General features: G+C 41.1%; 15 protein-coding genes and 2 pseudogenes. 9 read left to right on the top strand and 8 right to left on the bottom strand.

The window, feature by feature from the left end; translation table 11 throughout:
- The 4 genes and pseudogenes from V7L29_RS24540 to V7L29_RS24525 all read right to left on the bottom strand — a co-directional run.
- Nucleotides 1-126: pseudogene (locus tag V7L29_RS24540) on the bottom strand (photosystem II q(b) protein); the annotation flags it as partial.
- Nucleotides 127-572: 446 nt separating this feature from the next.
- Entirely contained in the window at nt 573-1,250 is a 678-nt protein-coding gene (locus V7L29_RS24535; protein ID WP_334693183.1) for a DUF2834 domain-containing protein, read from the bottom strand.
- Nucleotides 1,251-1,504: 254 nt separating this feature from the next.
- On the bottom strand, nt 1,505-2,677 hold the full coding sequence (gene hrcA / locus V7L29_RS24530; protein WP_334737086.1) for a heat-inducible transcriptional repressor HrcA: 1,173 nt from the start codon (nt 2,675-2,677) through the stop codon (nt 1,505-1,507).
- Nucleotides 2,678-3,208: 531 nt separating this feature from the next.
- Nucleotides 3,209-3,568: a rhodanese-like domain-containing protein gene (locus V7L29_RS24525; protein WP_334693185.1), complete on the bottom strand. Its 360-nt coding sequence runs from the start codon at nt 3,566-3,568 to the stop codon at nt 3,209-3,211.
- 211 nt (nt 3,569-3,779) lie between these two features.
- Here V7L29_RS24525 and V7L29_RS24520 point away from each other — a divergent pair, with 211 nt between their 5' ends.
- Nucleotides 3,780-5,441, top strand: coding sequence for a DUF3352 domain-containing protein (locus V7L29_RS24520; RefSeq protein ID WP_334737085.1), 1,662 nt, complete (start codon nt 3,780-3,782; stop codon nt 5,439-5,441).
- 330 nt (nt 5,442-5,771) lie between these two features.
- On the opposite strand, the gene V7L29_RS24515 is transcribed toward V7L29_RS24520, so the two are convergent.
- Nucleotides 5,772-5,912 (bottom strand): hypothetical protein, encoded by a 141-nt coding sequence (locus V7L29_RS24515; protein ID WP_334693187.1) that lies wholly within the window; start codon nt 5,910-5,912, stop codon nt 5,772-5,774.
- A gap of 75 nt (nt 5,913-5,987) precedes the next feature.
- Between V7L29_RS24515 and V7L29_RS24510 the strand changes: the two genes are divergently transcribed.
- On the top strand, nt 5,988-6,479 hold the full coding sequence (locus V7L29_RS24510) for a hypothetical protein (protein ID WP_334693188.1): 492 nt from the start codon (nt 5,988-5,990) through the stop codon (nt 6,477-6,479).
- Nucleotides 6,480-6,936: 457 nt separating this feature from the next.
- Entirely contained in the window at nt 6,937-7,800 is an 864-nt protein-coding gene (locus V7L29_RS24505) for a PIG-L deacetylase family protein (RefSeq protein WP_334693189.1), read from the top strand.
- Between the two features lie 22 nt (nt 7,801-7,822).
- On the opposite strand, the gene V7L29_RS24500 is transcribed toward V7L29_RS24505, so the two are convergent.
- Together V7L29_RS24500 and V7L29_RS24495 are read right to left on the bottom strand one after the other, a co-directional pair.
- Complete coding sequence (locus V7L29_RS24500) at nt 7,823-8,371, bottom strand: IS630 family transposase (protein WP_442944250.1); 549 nt, start codon at nt 8,369-8,371, stop codon at nt 7,823-7,825.
- An 11-nt stretch (nt 8,372-8,382) separates the two neighbouring features.
- Entirely contained in the window at nt 8,383-8,880 is a 498-nt protein-coding gene (locus V7L29_RS24495) for a helix-turn-helix domain-containing protein (RefSeq protein ID WP_334737083.1), read from the bottom strand.
- Nucleotides 8,881-9,792: 912 nt separating this feature from the next.
- Between V7L29_RS24495 and V7L29_RS24490 the strand changes: the two genes are divergently transcribed.
- Nucleotides 9,793-10,485, top strand: coding sequence for a hypothetical protein (locus tag V7L29_RS24490; protein WP_334737082.1), 693 nt, complete (start codon nt 9,793-9,795; stop codon nt 10,483-10,485).
- A gap of 338 nt (nt 10,486-10,823) precedes the next feature.
- On the top strand, nt 10,824-11,588 hold the full coding sequence (cysE, locus tag V7L29_RS24485; RefSeq protein WP_334693191.1) for a serine O-acetyltransferase: 765 nt from the start codon (nt 10,824-10,826) through the stop codon (nt 11,586-11,588).
- A gap of 107 nt (nt 11,589-11,695) precedes the next feature.
- On the opposite strand, the gene V7L29_RS24480 is transcribed toward cysE, so the two are convergent.
- The gene (locus V7L29_RS24480; protein WP_334737081.1) at nt 11,696-12,280 is read right to left on the bottom strand and encodes an Npun_F5749 family FMN-dependent PPOX-type flavoprotein; all 585 of its coding nucleotides are present in this window, start codon (nt 12,278-12,280) and stop codon (nt 11,696-11,698) included.
- 70 nt (nt 12,281-12,350) lie between these two features.
- On the opposite strand from V7L29_RS24480, the gene V7L29_RS24475 reads away from it, so the two are divergent.
- The 4 genes and pseudogenes from V7L29_RS24475 to V7L29_RS24460 form a co-directional block, all read left to right on the top strand.
- On the top strand, nt 12,351-13,235 hold the full coding sequence (locus V7L29_RS24475) for an isopenicillin N synthase family dioxygenase (protein ID WP_334737080.1): 885 nt from the start codon (nt 12,351-12,353) through the stop codon (nt 13,233-13,235).
- Nucleotides 13,236-14,402 (top strand): NAD(P)/FAD-dependent oxidoreductase, encoded by a 1,167-nt coding sequence (locus tag V7L29_RS24470; RefSeq protein WP_334737079.1) that lies wholly within the window; start codon nt 13,236-13,238, stop codon nt 14,400-14,402.
- A 193-nt stretch (nt 14,403-14,595) separates the two neighbouring features.
- On the top strand, nt 14,596-15,912 hold the full coding sequence (gene urtA / locus V7L29_RS24465) for an urea ABC transporter substrate-binding protein (protein WP_334737078.1): 1,317 nt from the start codon (nt 14,596-14,598) through the stop codon (nt 15,910-15,912).
- 109 nt (nt 15,913-16,021) lie between these two features.
- Nucleotides 16,022-16,540, top strand: a pseudogene (locus tag V7L29_RS24460) (ABC transporter permease subunit); the annotation flags it as partial.
- Nucleotides 16,541-16,610: the final 70 nt, after the last annotated feature.

Below are 16,610 nucleotides of genomic sequence, written 5' to 3'. Positions count from 1 at the left end.
TAGCAGGGTAGGAATCATGACTACGCCGAACCAACCGATGTAGATGCGGTTGTTGGTGCTGGTAATCCACTCGCAGAATCGATCCCATACGTTGGCGCTTGAGCGCTGTTGTAAGGTTACTGTCATTGTTTTATAAGTGCGGTTAGTTATTTATGAATTAGATAGGTTTGACTACCTGTTACACATCTTAAAGAATTTATTGCGTTTTGTAAAGTACTTTCAGAAAAAATTTTCTCTTGGGATTTACGCACCGGAGTGGAAAATCCCCAACTCACTGAAAAAGGGGACTTTGCGTAACGTAATCAACAGTAGTTAAGACTTACGCATCAAGTACGAAGTGTAGGGGCAATACCCTGCTTTAAGCCAATACGCTTGGGTTAAGGCTAAAACTCTTTCTTCAAGTCAATTTTTTAACGAACCGCCAAGGACGCAAAGGACGCAAAGAGAAGGAAGAAATTCTTAACCCAATACGCTTGGGTTAAGAATAGGGGTACATATGTACATGATTGTTCTTTCAGTTGAAGATTTAGACCCCGACTGAAACTGTCTTTAATTACGAATTAAAAATTGCTTTAATTTACAGCTGGCTGCTGACTGGGTATTGCCTCTACGCCCACTTCTGGTAGAGGTGGACGCACACATAAATAAATCAATGGCCCGAATAGCGGTATCAAAGCTGTTAACCAGAACATCAGTGGATTTTTCCAACCGCGACGCGCCATATCATCCCTTAGTAATGCGGGAAATAATAGGCAAAGTAAGCAGAAATCTAAACTCATCACATTGATGAAGTGGTTAGTTTGCCACTGTTGGACAAAATTACCCCAATCTCCTCCTGTTAAACCATAGGCAACTAGAATAGCCGTGGCTATAGTCAAAACAACTCCAGTCACACGAGAATCTAGCAGCTTAAGCAAGCCATTCTTTTTACCGACAAACTTATTATTTGGTTCCCTAAGGGCTAAGTAGGGTAACAAGGCAAATATCCCGACTGCGAAAGAGGCGATCGCAAATGGCCAAGCAGGTATTTTTTGCTCTCTACCATCAATCAACACTACTGCACTGTAGATGAGAGGCCAGATGCCCATGAGGTTGAATAGTGCTACGACTAAAGGGTTAACGCCTTGCCACTGAACTATAGAAAGGTTTTTAATTAACTCAAATGTACCGGGTTGCTCAGGAGGAGCGAGGAAAAAAGCATAGGTAATGAATCCCAGCCACAGCACGCCAAAGGCAATTTTTCTAACCATAAAACAGTTAAATACTATTAATTATTGATTTTGCCGCTATAAATTGGGCTATAGCAATCCTATCTGAGTACGCAAAGGGGAAGCAGCACGTTGCGTATTTTCCAAGAGTTGTAGCAACTGCCGTTGCCAAGTGTAGAAACAAAACATTGCACAAATAATTTAGGATTGCTATATCTGCCTGCTATGGTATTATCCTCTCGTCTAAACCCGTAGCGGCTTGTCCCTAGACATCACCATAATACGATTAGTCCCTATTAGGGATTGAAATAACTGAAAGCTTCTGAGAGGTAATCAGCAGCAGATGCCACAACTGCGATCGCACCTTCATAATCTAGACGCGTTGGCCCTAAAACTCCCACACTTCCTACTGCTATTGAACCTCGGCGATAGGTGGAAGAAATCAGCGTGCAGGTGCGTATTGGTTCTAGTGGGTTTTCTGCACCAATGCGAACCGTTACTTTTGGTTTACCCACATCCTCCGCTTCTGGCTCCTCAAATATTAATCGCCATAGTTGGTCTTGTTCTTCTTCCAGCAGGTGGATAATCGTTTGTACTTGCTGTAACTGGGAAAATTCCGGCTGGCGCAAAACTTCTGACACACCCCGAACCATAATTTGTGTTGCAGTCGGCGCCAGAGTGCGACGGGTCAATTCGGCTACTGAATTTTTCAAGAATTCCCCGTAGCGCTGGAACTCCTGATCTAATTGACTCCAGTCAAGATAGGCTAATTCCAACAGACTTCGCCCCCGTAAGTGGCTATTCAAAAAGTTAGAAACAATCTGTAACTCGCGATCAATTACCTCTGGATCGCGTTGTGTTTCCTCTGGTAGTGGCGACAAATCCATCAATTTGGAATGTGTCTCATAACCATCAGTGACCACAATCAGCATGATCCTTCCTGCTTCTATTTGCACTAATTGCAGATGTCGCACTAGCGCTGTAGTTGTTTGCGGCATAGTGATCAAGCTAATGCAACCACTCAAGGTTGCTAAAATTTGCGCGGCTCCTTGCAGTAAGGTTTCTAAACTCCAATCTTCCCACTGAAGACGCTTTTGCAGTGCCATCTCTACTTCTCGCCCTAAAGTTTCCGTACCACTTCCCTGTGGGACGCTGCGCGAACGTGAAAGCAAGCTACGCGTAGCGTCTGTCTGCGACACGCTGCGCGAACGCAGAGAAGGTGTAATTAGCTGGTCAACATAAATGCGATAGCCTGAGTCTGAAGGTACACGTCCAGCAGAGGCATGTGGTTGGTAAAGTAACCCAGACTTTTCTAAAACGCCCATCACATTGCGAATTGTGGCTGAACTTACACCCAGATCGTACTCATCAACCAAAGCTTTTGAACCAACAGGCTCTGCTGTAGCTATATAGTGACGTACCGTTGCCCAAAGTATATGCTGTTGTCGATTTGTTAACTGGACTTCCATATGGCATGTTTTACTGAAGGCAAATTTTAATCAAACTCTGAAAAAATTTCTGTATTTGATCGCAAACTGAGATTATTAATAATTAATTAAGATAGCAAATTATACACTTGTATAATGATAAGTATTTTTAAAGTTTACGTCCAACATTTTTTGAGAGTGCGTTTGAAATAGGAGCTAGTACTGCAAGGCGGAAGTCAAAAGTCAAAAGTCTTATGGAATAAGCTCTTTAGGGATTTTAAATGGTTGCTCTATTTACGCCGTGGCGTACTAGGCTTGTACTGCAAAAGCTGCCTTTACTTATACTTTTAACAGTATTTTTGCATAAGGTTCAACTTATAACAGTATGATTGAATACGTATTTTTCTGGGATAGTTGATATGTTTGGGTCGAAAAGCTCCGTGAATATATACTCACTAGCAAAAGGTGTAAACTTTACCCTCAAAACATCTAATTTGATATAGTTCTATTTTTAGAATAGCAGAAGCTAGCTGGAAGAGTAAGTCCCAGCACAGTCATGGATTCAGTCAGAAATTAATACTGGGGAATTGAAGGGTCAACTAATAAGGAGTAAGCATCAATACCACCTGAAATGTTTTGAACATTTGTAAAACCTTGAACAACTAACCACTGACACATCTGGGCAGAGCGGATGCCGTGGTGGCATAGCACTAGGGTTTCAGCTTGAGGATTAAAGAGAGTAGGTACTTGATCTGCCCATTCGGCAAATTGACTTAAAGGTAAGTTGACAAAACCCTCAATGCTAGCGATCGCCAATTCTTGTGGTTCACGCACATCTACTAGCTGAATACTTGCATCACTAGAAGATAGACGTTGTGCCAGTTCTTCTACACTAATTTGGTTCATGGGTTGACTAAAAGAGTTCCCTGTCATGAGGTTTCTGTAAACAGTCCTAATACTATTAATGGTGACAGAAAATCTCTGCCTTGGCATGAGCATCCATTCTCAAAAGGACGCGGGGATATCATGATCACACGGGGACATTTTTATTCTTTGCGTCTTCCCCTCTCTGTGTGTCGTCTTCATCAAGGGACTGGGCTTTCTGTTTAAATGGCTGTAAATTGTCTTTTTTTATAGGTTTAATGTGAATAGGCAACGTTCATTTATCGGTTTTATTGTAGCTGGTGCGATCGCACTGCTAGTGATTGCGATCGCTGGCTTTTACTGGTTTTTCGCCAAAAGTCCGGCTAACTTCATTGCTTCTACCGGACAGCCTAGTGCAGCGATTTTCGTGTCGAAACTTTCGCCTGTAATGGTTTCATTGCTGGCGAATCCTGACCGTTTGCAGGCGCTGGAGCGGGAAGAGGAACTATCTAAACTCAAAACCAGTTTATTCGCCAAGAGTGGCATAGATTACAAACAAGACATTCAACCCTGGTTAGGGGACGAAATTACATTAGCTATCACCACCTTAGATATTGATCGCGACCGAGAAAACGGACAGCAGCCAGGGTATCTCTTGGCACTAGCAACCAAGCAAGCGGAGAAAAGCCGCGAGTTTGTCGAGTTATTGTTTTCCAAACGGGCGTTAGCTGGGGCAAACTTAGCTGTTGAACAATACAAAGGTGTAAAGCTGATTTCTGACAATTCTCAACCAGAGCAGGACTTGCTTGCAGGTGCTGTTGTCGGTGAAGGCTTTGTGTTATTTGCCAATGATCCGAAGGTGCTGCGAGATGCTATCAATAATGTCCAAGCTCCCGATCTAAATTTGACCAGTTCGTCTGAATACCAAAAAGCTACCAAAGAAGTGCCCAAAGGGAGTTTAGCTGTAGCTTTCTTGAATCTTCCCATTGTGGCAAAATGGCAAGGGTTAGAGTTACCAGAACAACTTTATAACAGCCAAATCATATCCTTGGTGTTGAACCCTAAAGGATTGCTAGCAGAAAGCACCTTTGTGACTTCATCAGAAATTGTCCCTCCATCGCCACCGCTATCTAAACCTGTGGGAGCATTGCAGTATATTCCAGCATCAGCAGGTTTGGCAATTTCTGGCTCAAATTTGAGTAATTTGGGTAACAGTGATTTAGCCAAACTCTGGAGACAAGCAACAGCAACCATATATGGTTCTGGGGAAGATGTGGTTTCTCGGTTAGCAAAACCTTTGGCGGATGTTCAAAAACGCTGGGGTATAAACTTCCCAGAGGATATTTTCAGTTGGGTACAGGGAGAATATGCCATAGCATTGTTAGTCCAGAAAGAGCAAACAACCCCTGATTGGATTTTTGTGGTGGAAAAATCCGAGAATGTAGAACAAGGCGTTGCTCGTTTGGATGCGATCGCCTCATCCAACGGACTCAGCATCAGTCCTCTGACTATAGACAAGCAAAAAATCTCCGCTTGGACAGAGTTAACTACGGCTACTAAAAAAAGTGATGTCAAAGAGGGAGCATCTTTCAGCATTGAAACAAAAGTGCAGGGATTGCATACAACCTTAGGAAATTACGAAATTTTCACCTCTGACTTAGAGACTATGAATGAAATCCTCACAGCCAAGGATAATTCCATAATTGACAATTCCAATTTCCAAGATAGTATCGCTGCGATTCCCCGACCAAACCAAGGCTATATATATCTTGATTGGACAAAGAGCCAGAATTTGTTAGAGCGTCAAGTACCGATTCTCAAGCTAGTGGAAGTCTTAGGCAAACCATTTTTTAACAACTTGCGATCGCTTACAGTCAGTAGTTATGGAACTGACACGCGATCGCTTAAAGGTGGCGTCTTCTTCAAACTCCATAATTCGTGAGATTTTCATAGAAGCTCAAAGTGCAGAAGGTAAAAAATTCTTTTACCTTCTGCACTTTCTAGACAATTGGCGATCGCAATACTTTATTGTAGTTTTTCAACATTTATCATTATTAGGACTTACGCATTCGTGACGAAAAACCAAGCCTTTGCGATTACTTCGCTTCTCTACGAGAGGCTGCGCCAACTCTCGTAATGACGTAATATCGTAGTCTGTGCGTAAGTCATAATTATTATCCGATTCTTTTTCATTCTGTGGAGATATTGACAAAAGGTACACAATTTAAGCCAATTACAGATGTCTAGTGAGCAACCTTTCATGCAAAATTAGCTACTCAACACGAATCGGTAGGCGGATGCTCCCCTCAGTACCTTGACCCAACTCAGACTGCACGTCCAGACTGCCACCATGTTTTTCCACTACAATTTGACAGCCATTACTTGTGGCACATTTTAATGTGGCACAACCCACTGAAATTTCACTGGAATTTTTTCAGTAGAATATGTATATATCACTACTAATTTAAAAGCCTGTTGGAGGGCTACTATGAAATACTATCGCCCCCGACTTCAGTTTAGTGTCAGCTGGTTGTTGGCTATACTTACCGCCATCACAGCTACCCCTGTAATAGCAGAGACAGCAAATTTTGGTACTTTCAATTTATCAACAAACTTTGATCCAGCACAAGGAAGAGTGCAGGGGTTTACAGGTGGTTCTTACTCATTGTCTGCCATAAGTAACCGCGATCGCGATCAAAAAGCCTGTATTGGCTTTGCCGATCCTACTCCAGATCATATTATGGTTTTAGAAAAGAACTTTTCCCAACTGACAATACAAGTCGATAGCAACAACAACGACACCACTTTACTCATCCAAGGCCCAGATCAAACAACAATTCGTTGCGGCGATGACACTGGCAAAAGTAAAGATGCTAGCGTTAGCGATCGCAATTGGAAAAGTGGCACCTATCGGATTTGGGTGGGTACATTTAATCCTGGGGTGAAGCGAGATTATACTCTGACGGTAGAGCAGCAGTGATGGGGAGTTAGGAGCAAAGCCGGAGACGCTCCGCCTCTGGTTAGGAGTCTGCAAATACTGCAAAGGGGTCTGGCAACAACTCAGCGTATTCGTCGTAAAAGATACCCGTCTGAGCATTTACGTACCTTACTCCACAGTGAACAACGTCTAGACTAGGATCACAGGCAATGGCTTCGGTCATCCGTTCCAGGTATTGAGATGAGAGCCAATCATCCGCATCAAGAAAGTATAGCCCGGCATATTACGCGAATCCGGCTATCTTTGGCAGCGAATTGGTTGGCGATCGCTACTGCTTGATCCTAGAGCCATCATCGACTACGATTGCTTCCCAATCTGGACAAGTCTATGCCTGTACAGATGCAAGGGTTTGAGCAATTGTTTGTGCTGCGTTGTAAGCAGGTAAAATAATAGATACATCCATATAAAATGGTCAGTTAACAAAATTAGTAAAAGTCTTGTGGAGTGGGCTTTCTATGCCCACCCCAACTCTACTGCAAAAGTGAAATTTTTTGCTGACGGTTTGGGAAGTTGTGAAAACCTTTTTATGTATATCAAAAAATTTTATTATAAAATACGAAAAAATCTATCGGAAAGTTGGAAAATAGTTAAATATAAAATGCTCTTTTGGTGGATTTTAAATATTAAAACACAAACATTAACTGTTAATCAGAAACCAGCGATAGTATTTGCTCCCCATCAAGATGACGAAACTCTTGGCTGTGGTGGTTTGATTGCTCTCAAACATGAACTGGGAACACCAATTAAAATTGTTTTCCTAACTGATGGACAGAAATCTCACTTACATATAAAACCAGAGGAGCTGATTCAAATTCGCAAGCAAGAGGCTATAAATGCGCTAAACATTTTGGGAATTGCATCATCAGATATTTATTTTCTTGATTACATGGATGGGAGTTTGATGCAACTGTCTAAAGAGGAACATTATCGTATCATCAATCAGTTAGCTCAAATACTACAGTCCTTTCAACCATCTGAAGTTTATCTCCCTCATCGAAAAGATAAGCATAACGATCATGAGGCTACTTACGACTTGGTTCAAGCTGCACTCATTGCATCTAAAGTTCAAGTTGAAGTTTTTGAATATCCAATCTGGTTATTTTGGAATGATGATACACAGCTTTTTGAGTTTAACTTACATGAACTAGATGATTTTTACAATCTATCTATTAAATCTGTATCTAAGAAAAAACAAAGAGCAATTAAAGCATATCACTCACAATGTCAAATCTTCCCGTCCAGCTTTTTAATGCATTTTTTTATACCTCGTGAATTCTTTTTTAAAAGACCAATTCAAAACTGATGCATAGATTCATACCAATTCTCTATGAAGTTGCACTTAATAAAGCAGAAATGATGTAATCCCATCCACAGATCGAAGCGATCGTTTCAGGCAAGATGGAATCAAGAGCATTTTTTAGTTTCTTCCTTAAATCATCTAAGCTAGTGCAATGTTCCCAAGACAATGAGTACTTAATGTATTCCCATAGTCGTTCAATCGGGTTAAGCTCTGGACTGTTGGCAGGCTGAAAAATTGGTATGACATTATCAGGCCATCTTAAATCTAAGGATTTATGAAAGCTGCCGTTGTCCATTTGTATTAAATTCAGGCTATTAGGATGCATTTTTGAAAAAAGGTCTAAGAAGTCCTGAAAACATATACCATCGAGGTGAGAAAACTCCCAAAAAAAGCTATCTCCAGTCGCAGGTTCAACCACACCATATAGATAAAAATTTTTCCGTTGCCAACCAACAATACCAAAAGGCTTTACTCCTTTGAGCGTTATCGTACGACCAGTTAAGGTTTTGAGTCCCAAACGGCTTTCGTCCTGACACCAATAACGTACTTGTTTATCCGTTCCCAAATAGCGCACTAGCACGCTGATTATATCTGGAAGTTTTTTTTAAAGGCTTCTTGAACTTCAGGTTTGGCTTTGGCACTACGTGGACGTGGTACTTTTAATTTTGCATTGAGTTTGTAGCGCACAATCTTGTGTATAGTTTTGTACGCAGCTACAATCTGGTACTCCTGTGTAAGCCACTCCTGGATTTGGCTGTAGCTTTTGAATCCTTCAGGTTGGCGAAGACGTTGTGTCAGTTTATCCATTACTTTTGCTGGTATTAAACCTGACTTGCCCGGAGGAGTTTTGACTTCAAGCAATTCATTGATCCCGCCAATTTTATACCGTTGCAACCACCTATATACAGTTGATTCATCTCGTTCTAGCCGCTGCGACAGTTCCTGTCTTGTTGCGATCGCACCTACCTTGAGCCAGTAGAGCATCTGTAGCCTTTCTTTGGTTGTCCCTGTTACTGCGTGGCGCAATCGGTGTTGTAGTTCTTCTCGGCTTTCGGATACTTCAACTTGAAAGCTATTCCCCATACCTCTACACCCTGTTTCTGCTTCTACTAATTTAAATTTAGTGCATCTTCATGGAGAATTGGTATCAGTTGATATCTTACACCATTTGAAAGTAAAGCAGTGTAAATAATACGTTTCAAAACTCTTTTATAACCTGGATTTGAGTTTCATTTTTGTACAAATGTAATCAATTAAAGGCTACAGGTATGACGTTCCCATCACCAAGAACGAGTCTAACTTTGAATAATGACCATTTGTAACTCAGAAAAAATTAAAGAAAGTCTGCATAAAGCCTTAGAAAAATCAGGAGCCTTTGAATAGTGTGCGCTACTGGATTATCCCGAACATTGCAATGTTGGCGGTCAAACTTACGAGCCTTAACTATAGGACTCATATTTGATTTTTGAAAAAAACTCAGTACACTTTTATTCCTTCTTCCCAGTCCCCGGTCTTCAGGAGTAATTCAGGAATCAAATCGGATTGCTATAGATGAAGATAAGTATTAAGCGAAAATCCAAACCCTATCCCCCAGACGCAGGTGTGAAAGCACTTCCCCTACGGTAGAGAATGGTCTTCAATCCGTAAAGCGGGGATGAAAGGTGAAAGTAATAGCGGGACTTAAACTTGTGTCACTGAGCAAGTTCTTATGGATAGCCGTGAGGGAAGATGCGCTTGAAACATCACGCTCACATCTTGCACCAATAAATATTAATGTTTTTTAAAAATTCAGTATGAAACATACAACCCTTGATTTAGCCAAAAAAGCCACTAAAAAGAAGGTAGCCGTCTCGTGTATCTTTTTACTTTATCTGGGTTTGTACAGTTAGGTGCAAGCTCTGAGCAAGTCAACTTGAATTGGCAAGGGGCGGCAGATGGTAAAATCGGATATTGCATCTGTTCACTCTTGTTTGAATTTTCAATAGGAATTAGGCAATGGTTATAGAAAGAATAAGAACGTTTTGTTGGCAAAATACTAGAAATTACAAAACTTTGCAAACATTTTTGTATTTTATCAAGTTTTTACGACCCGCCTTACCACAGCAGTTCGGGACAGAGTACTACCGAAAAAACTCATCATGGGACTTATATCCAAACATATGTTCATGTGATATTGAGTTAGTTGAGTATTTGAATAAAAATAATATTGAGAATAAAAGCATTTTTCATTTTGGTACAGGTTCTCATCATATCGTTGGTCTTGAAAATCAAAAGCTAAGTAAACCGAACGAGGTTATTGGAATTACGGCTTCCGTCCGTGAACACCAAGCATACGTTAATTTATATTTGAAAGAGCGTGGACTCATGAAGTATTATAAAGTAATTTTTGGAGATATTTACACGTTGAGCGATCGCTGTCTGCCTCTACTAGATATAGTTACACTTTTTCACCTGGGCGAATTTTACTTGCCTGAAGAAGCAACATTTGTCAATCACAATGACGAATCCCTTCTGGAACTTTTTTTAGACAAACTAAATTTGGGCGGGAAAATATTTTTTTTTACAAAGTCCTTTGCTTGGGAAAAAGCTTTATGTATTATTCAATCATTTGAAAAGAAAGGAAGAATTGAGAAAGTTGAAGAGTACAAGAGCTTACTTGTTTACACCAAAAAAGCAGACTCCAAATAAACGTTATCTTAGACCCGGATTTCTCACAAAGCCAGAGGAAAGAGGAGTCAAAAACTGTCAAAATGTCTATTGTAAATGAATTCCAGCAGTTTTAAGCATGACCTCTCAGAAAACAGATTCTATACCGTAACAGTTCAAATTTGAACAAGTAAAATCATCTCCAATCATAGTTAATTTCAAGGGTGAGACAGTAACATTCGATGCAGGATTAAGCTTAATTACGAAACTAGACCGAAAACAACAAATCACATCACTGCCCGATTGCCAATTTTTAGGTGTAACACTTGAGAGGATAATATGGGAGAGTAGCTTGTTGTGCTTTCCGAGGGTGCTATCTCGTGCTATCTATTTTGCGTGCTGACTTTCGTATCATATTTGAACGTGACCCAGCTGCCCGTAACTGGTTGGAAGTTTTATTTTGTTACCCTGGTTTGCAAGCCCTGCTATTCCATAGGCTGGCTCACTGGCTGTATACTGTTGGTCTTCCCTTTATTCCTCGCCTGATTTCTCACTTGGCTCGGTTTTTGACTGGAATTGAAATCCACCCTGGTGCAGCAATTGGGCAAAGTGTGTTTATTGACCACGGGATGGGTGTAGTAATTGGTGAAACTGCGATCGTGGGAGACTATACGCTAATTTATCAAGGTGTCACACTTGGGGGTACTGGTAAAGAATGTGGCAAGCGCCATCCAACTGTGGGTGAAAATGTTGTAGTTGGAGCTGGAGCGAAGGTGCTGGGCAATATCCAAGTTGGCGATAATGTCCGTATTGGCGCTGGGTCTGTTGTTCTAAGGGATGTTCCTTCAGACTGCACTGTAGTCGGCGTGCCTGGGCGGATTATATATCGTTCTGGAGTCCGGGTTGCACCTCTGGAACACAATAACTTACCAGATTCAGAAGCTGAAGTAATTCGTGCTTTAGTAGACCGGATTGAGGCGCTGGAAGAACAAATACAAACTCTTCAGCGCACCAACTCTTCTGGAAAAACTCTTGTATTGACAGGTTGTGTAGCTTCTAACCAAGCTGATTTCTCACAAGATGCTCCTGTGTGTAGCCTTAGAGATAAGGCAATACAACAGTTTTTAGATGGTGCAGGTATTTAAAGAAAGTTAGGAGTTAAGAGTAGAGACGCGATTAATCGCGTCTGTACAGGAGTGAGGAATAAAAATTATCTTTGCACCTTCCAACTGATAACTCCTAACGGACAAAATTAAGGATTAATTTCTTCATAAAACCATTCTTGATTTTCATCGCGGCGATAAAATCTTCTATTTTGTGGTTCGCCGCATAATTCTAAGTGGTCTACTTGCACTGGGTCGAATAGCAGTAGGCAAAAATTAGACAATGGTTGCACAGGGTCGGGTGCTGATGGTGCAAAAGCTTCTGGGGTTTCAACTCTAGGTTTACCAGGATGGGGCCAAGCAAACTGTAAACGTGCAGCATCACTCAGTTCTTGCCAAATGGAAATGCGGGCTGGCTGTAAATTCTGGTGAGAATCATCATTTCCTACTAGAGTCAAACAGCCAGTGATGCGGAATTGTTCTCGTGTATTAGGGAAGTACCAGCAAACTTCTGCCCAAGGTTGTTGCTGTATCTGGTCGGCTTTAGCGCTACGGCTATCGGTGATAAATTTTAGCTGGTTTGTATCTTCCAAAAAGCCGCGAAAGACTAAGGTACGATTAGCTGGGCGACCGTTCGGCTGCACCGTTGCTAGTTGCAGGTAACGGGCATAAACGAGGCTGCGATTGCGATCAAGTGCATGAACAATCGCGCTTCGCCAAGGAGCAAGAGTCATTGTTAAATTCCGTACCTAAGTATTGAGTATACTACTATTAACAAAACACAAAATCTCTAATTATATATAAATGGTTACAATTCCAGTAATAGATTTAACTGCCTTTACCAATGGCAACACAATAACTCGGCAAACTGTTATCAAACAAATCTATCAAGCTGGCCATGAAATTGGCTTCATGTACTTGCAGAATTCAGAGATATCAAAAGACCTAATAAAGCAAGTATTCACTCACAGCAAATATTTCTTCAATTTACCCTTAGAAGTTAAGCAAAAGCAAGCTTGGAGTGATGAATTTAGTAACACGGGTTATGTTGGTATTGAGAGAGAACGTCTTGACCCCAATAAACCAGGCGACTTGAAAGAGGCGTTAAATGTAAACAAACAAGCGGCTGTAGGAATTGATGGTTCTATTGTCGCCTTTTATGATAGTTGTACAGAACTTGCTAACACGGTACTGCAAGCATTTGCTTTAGCGTTGGAATTGCCAGAAGATTTTTTTATCACAAGACACAATCAACAAAATCATACGTTGCGATCGCTGCACTATCCCCGATTGCAGACACCACCCAAATCAGGACAAGTGCGTGCTGGTGAGCATTCCGATTATGGCAGTATTACCTTACTTTTCCAAGATGACGTTGGGGGGTTAGAAGTACAGACAGCATCTGGAGAGTGGATTGCCGCGCCTGCAATTCCTGATACTGTAGTAGTCAATACTGGCGATTTAATGCAACGGTGGACAAATCATCTGTTTTGCTCAACCAAGCATCGAGTAATGATTCCCAATGATAACAGGGTGAATCAGTCCCGGTATTCTATCGCTTTTTTCTGTCATCCTAATAATAATACAGAAATTGCTTGTTTGGAAAGTTGCCAGAAAGAACAATCGCCTATTTATCCCCCCATTCTTGCAGGAGAATATCTTTTAAGTCGTTTACAAGCAACATATTAGATGAAAACCTACGACTGGATTGTAGTTGGCGGTGGAATTGCGGGTGCTGCACTCGCTTATGAACTGGCAAAAACTGGCTTTTTTGTACTTTTGTTGGAGCAATACAGCACACCACAGAATGCAACTCGCTATAGTTATGGTGGGCTTGCCTATTGGTCGGGTACTACAACATTAACTCGGCAATTGTGCGAAGATGCGATGTCTACGACTGGCTACGCCTACGCGCGTTACCATATCCTATCTCAAGAGTTAGACGCTGATATCGAATTTCGGGAATTAGATTTATTACTAACTATTTCAGCCGCTAGTGACCCAGAAGCAACTGCTGCATCATATAATCATTGTGCCATTCCACCCCGTTTACTCAGTGTTCAAGAAGCTTGTGAGTTGGAACCACTGCTAAATCGAGAGGCGATATCTGGAGCTTTAACTGTCAAACATGGTCATATTCACCCACAAAAAACAGCACAAGCTTACATCCAAGCTTTTGAGCGGGCTGGGGGTGAAATGCAGATTACTCAAGTATTACAAGTCCTGCAAGATGGTGTAAAAACAACTACTGCAACTTTCCACAGTGCTAATGTTGTCATTTGTGCGGGTGGACTCAGCCGCCAGCTGCTAAAAACTGCTGGTATTCCCATCAAGCTGTATTTTACCCACGCAGAAATAATTGAAACCCCACCTGTAGATGTGCAGTTACGCACCTTAGTTATGCCAGCTAATGTGCAACGGTTTCAACTAGAAGCTAAATCTACTCAAGTTGATGAATTATGGAATCAACCGGGTAATGAACCAGTACCGCCAATTTTAGATGCAGGTGCGATTCAGTTTCAAGATGGTAGCTTCCGCATCGGTCAAATTAGCCGCGTTCTCACAGATCCTCATGGCAAGGTAAACTCAGAGGTGAGTGAAAAATGGTTGCGAAGAAGTATAAAGCAAATTTTGCCAGCTTTAGAGAATTTACCAGGAACTTGGTACCATTGCTTGGTAGCATTTAATAGCGACAGACTCGCCTTAATTGGTGCTATTCCAGGATTTGATGGCGTTCATGTTTTTGCTGGGTTTAGTAATCCTTTGGTGATTGTACCACCCTTAGCGAAGCGCTTTGCTAACTTTGCTGCTGGCAACGAAGATGAAATTATTACCCAGCTATCTCTTCACCGCTAACAAGAATTTTACAATTCTAAACTTAATAAATATTAATATTAAATAGTGATTTTTTTATTACAAAAAACAAACATTTTGTATAAAAGGTAACTTTTTCCTAGTAAAATATCGCACTATTATCACACTTTAAAGTTTGATACTATCAGCTTTCTATTAAGTTAGTTGATTCATTAAGAGGAAAATTCATAAAAAGATGAGAAGACAATTTAACCGACGCAAGTTTTTAATCTACGGCTCTTTAACTTTCGGAAGCAGCTTTTTTTTAAAAGCTTGCGCGAATAATTCCCCAACTGCTACAGAGAGTCCAGCAGCGCCTCCTGCTGCTTCCCCAGCAGCTGCTACTGGTGGTGACACAATCAAAGTAGGTATTTTGCACTCCCTTAGTGGTACGATGGCTATTAGTGAAAAAAGCGTTGTCGATGCTGAAAAATTAGCAATTAAAGAAATTAACGCTGGCGGTGGTATATTAGGTAAACAAATTGAAGCAATTACTGAAGATGGTGCTTCTAACTGGGATACTTTTAGGGAAAAGGCAACCAAGCTAATTGATCAAGATAAAGTCAGTGTAGTTTTTGGTTGTTGGACTTCTGCTAGCCGTAAGAATGTGAAGCCAGTATTTGAGAGCAAAAATCATATGCTCTGGTATCCTGTGCAGTACGAAGGTCAAGAGTGTTCTAAAAATATTTTCTACACTGGCGCTGCCCCAAATCAACAAATTGAACCATCTGTGGAGTGGCTGTTGAAAAATAAGGGCAAAGAATTTTTCTTAGTTGGCTCTGACTACGTTTTCCCCCGCACAGCTAACACAATTATTAAAGCTCAACTCGAAGCTTTAGGTGGTAAAACAGTTGGTGAGGATTATTTACCGCTAGGTAACGCAGAAGTTACACCGATTATCACTAAAATTAAGCAAGCTTTGCCTAATGGAGGTGTAATTTACAATACTCTGAATGGTGATAGCAACGTTGCTTTCTTCAAACAATTGAAAGGTGCTGGATTGACACCAGATAGATATCCTTCCATGTCTGTCAGTATTGCCGAAGAAGAAGTTAAAGCTATTGGTGTAGAGTATCTCAAAGGTCACTACGCTGCTTGGAATTACTTCCAAACAGTAGACACACCTGCTAATAAGAAGTTTGTCGCAGCTTTTAAGAAAGAGTACGGTGAAAATCGGGTAACAAATGACCCAATGGAAGCAGCATACATTGCAGTTTATTTGTGGAAGCAAGCAGTAGAAAAAGCTGGGACTACAGACATCGCTAAGGTGAGTGCTGCGGCGTATGGTCAAACTCTGGATGCACCTGAAGGTAAAGTGACAATGGACGCCAATCATCATATATCCAAAATTGTGCGAATTGGTCAAGTAAGGCTAGATGGTTTGTTTGATATTGTCTATGCTACTCCGACAGCAGTTGAGCCAGTTCCTTGGAATCAATTTGTAAAAGAGACTAAGGGATTTGCTTGTGATTGGACTGACCCTGCTAAGGGTGGTAAGTACAAGAAAGTTTAATTCAATAGTCAATAGTCAATAGTCATTAGTCATTAGTTATTGGTCAAAAATAAATGACAAATGACAAAGGACTGATGACTAAAAAAAGCTCATAGCTGTTGGGGGAAAAGTGTTAGCAGGATTCTTAGAAGCTGTATTTAATGGTATTAGTATTGGTGCTGTATTATTAATTGCCGCATTGGGACTGGCGATTATATTTGGATTGATGGGTGTCATTAATATGGCGCATGGTGAATTGATGATGTTTGGTGCTTATACAACATTTGTTGTGCAGAATGGCTGTAAACAATTGGGCGGAGTGTGGTTTGAAGTTTATATATTTTTGGCTTTGATTATTGCTTTTATATTCACGGCTACTGTGGGATTAATCCTAGAAAGAGGCGTGATTCGTTATCTCTATGGACGCCCTTTAGAAACTCTACTGGCAACTTTGGGAGTAAGTTTAATTTTTCAGCAGTTTGTCCGCAGTGTGAATTGGGTATTGATAATTAGCATAGCTATATTTTCTCTGTTGTTTTTTGGAGGTTTATGGATTTTAAATTCCCGTACGAATTTAAGAAGAGTTCGTAACTGGGTTGTGGGAGTGATATTTTTACTATCGCTAGGGGTGACAATAACAACAGGCAATTTATTAGACCTCTTGCAAAAGTCCCTAACACCCCACCCCCAACCCCTCCCCGCAAGCGGGGAGGGGAGAC

The organism is Nostoc sp. (assembly GCF_036916575.1).
In the GTDB taxonomy this organism is placed as follows: domain Bacteria; phylum Cyanobacteriota; class Cyanobacteriia; order Cyanobacteriales; family Nostocaceae; genus Nostoc.
Note: the sequence above shows the minus strand (reverse complement) of the source record. Positions and strands in the feature narration are given on the sequence as shown.

Coding starts and splice junctions, on each gene's coding strand:
- V7L29_RS24510 (WP_334693188.1), top strand. CDS start 5,988: ATGAAATACTATCGCCCCCGACTTCAGTTTAGTGTCAGCTGGTTGTTG.
- V7L29_RS24470 (WP_334737079.1), top strand. CDS start 13,236: ATGAAAACCTACGACTGGATTGTAGTTGGCGGTGGAATTGCGGGTGCT.
- V7L29_RS24525 (WP_334693185.1), bottom strand. CDS start 3,568: ATGACAGGGAACTCTTTTAGTCAACCCATGAACCAAATTAGTGTAGAA.
- V7L29_RS24490 (WP_334737082.1), top strand. CDS start 9,793: ATGGTTATAGAAAGAATAAGAACGTTTTGTTGGCAAAATACTAGAAAT.
- V7L29_RS24480 (WP_334737081.1), bottom strand. CDS start 12,280: ATGACTCTTGCTCCTTGGCGAAGCGCGATTGTTCATGCACTTGATCGC.
- urtA (WP_334737078.1), top strand. CDS start 14,596: ATGAGAAGACAATTTAACCGACGCAAGTTTTTAATCTACGGCTCTTTA.
- V7L29_RS24535 (WP_334693183.1), bottom strand. CDS start 1,250: ATGGTTAGAAAAATTGCCTTTGGCGTGCTGTGGCTGGGATTCATTACC.
- V7L29_RS24475 (WP_334737080.1), top strand. CDS start 12,351: ATGGTTACAATTCCAGTAATAGATTTAACTGCCTTTACCAATGGCAAC.
- hrcA (WP_334737086.1), bottom strand. CDS start 2,677: ATGGAAGTCCAGTTAACAAATCGACAACAGCATATACTTTGGGCAACG.
- V7L29_RS24495 (WP_334737083.1), bottom strand. CDS start 8,880: ATGGGGAATAGCTTTCAAGTTGAAGTATCCGAAAGCCGAGAAGAACTA.